Raw genomic sequence first — 1,251 nt, 5'->3', positions numbered from 1 at the left:
TATAATTATTATTATTTTTAAAGAAAGAAACCTTAGAATAAATAAATTTTAAACTGCTAATTAATTTATTTATAATATTTACTATAAAGTAAACAAATTTATTGAAAAGGAAAGAAATATTATTATAAATAAATTTTAAACTGCTAATTGATTCATTTACAATAATTACTATAAAGTAAACAAAAAGGATAAACATATCTGTTATTTTAATTATTAAAGTTTTCATTATCATCATCATTTTTTTAATTTTTATTTTTAAATTATTAATATTTGTTTTTAATGTATAAACAAAACTATCTACATACCACCCCAGTAGTAGATAGATATAAATAGCAAAAGCCACACAATATCTACAAAATGCCAATAAAGTATACCACATTCTACTCCAATGTGTCGGTTTAGTGTCAAACGGTAATTGACCAATTTGAGAAGACAAAAGAAAAGAAATATGGTACCAACCAGAACATGCAAACCGTGCAAACCCGTAGTACTATAAAAAGTACTACCATACACAGAATCTGCAATAGTAAATCCTGATTGAACATATTCCAAATATTGTAACGCAGTAAAGACTGATGCTAATAGGACTGTTGCTGATCAAGAATACATTCCTTTTAATTTATCTCCATTTATTAGAGCATGATGGAATTCTGTTACTGATACTCCAGAAGAAAGTAACAATACTGTATTTAGTAATGGTATTGCTAAAGCATTTAAAGGTATTATACCTTGAGGTGGCCATACTCCTCCTATTTCTATAGAAGGTACTAAGCTTAAATGGAAGAAAGCCCAAAAGAAAGCTAAGAAGAAAAATACTTCACTTATAACAAAAAGACAAAATCCAGTAAATATACCATTTCCGACTTTTTTTGTGTGATTTCCTTCTAAATTACCTTCATTCTCAACATCTAAAAACCATTGAAGCATAGTCCATAATGTTAAAGTAAATCCTAGTCTCATTGTAGTAGAATCATAACCTTGCATCCATGATACAGTTCCTATTGTTAAGAATAATAAACTAAAACTTATTAATATAGGCCAAGGTGAAGGGCTTACCATATGATAAGGGAAAGGTTGAACTGAACCTTTAGAGATACCAGATTGTTGTAATTGTGAACCAGAGAAACCTAATTGTGGATATAACATTGCGTTTGTCATTTTTTTGTTTTGATTTTTGTTTTTTTGTGTAAAAAAAAATTTTGTTTAAATATTCTATGACATTATAATTATTTAAATATAACTTTATTTCTT

1 protein-coding gene and 1 pseudogene are annotated in these 1,251 nt (G+C 26.9%); both read right to left on the bottom strand.

Features of this window, described 5'->3' with window-relative positions:
- On the bottom strand, positions 1-343 hold a 343-nt coding region (locus tag D1B31_RS24755), incomplete at its 3' end, for a hypothetical protein (RefSeq protein WP_204563070.1).
- A pseudogene (locus tag D1B31_RS24965) lies at positions 298-1,059 on the bottom strand (cytochrome c oxidase subunit 3). The gene D1B31_RS24755 and the pseudogene D1B31_RS24965, both read right to left, overlap by 46 nt.
- Between the last annotated feature and the right edge of the window lie 192 nt (positions 1,060-1,251).

The sequence above is a fragment of the Neobacillus notoginsengisoli genome (genome assembly GCF_003515685.1).
GTDB classification, from domain to species: domain Bacteria; phylum Bacillota; class Bacilli; order Bacillales; family Cytobacillaceae; genus Bacillus_D; species Bacillus_D notoginsengisoli.
Note: the sequence above shows the minus strand (reverse complement) of the source record. Positions and strands in the feature narration are given on the sequence as shown.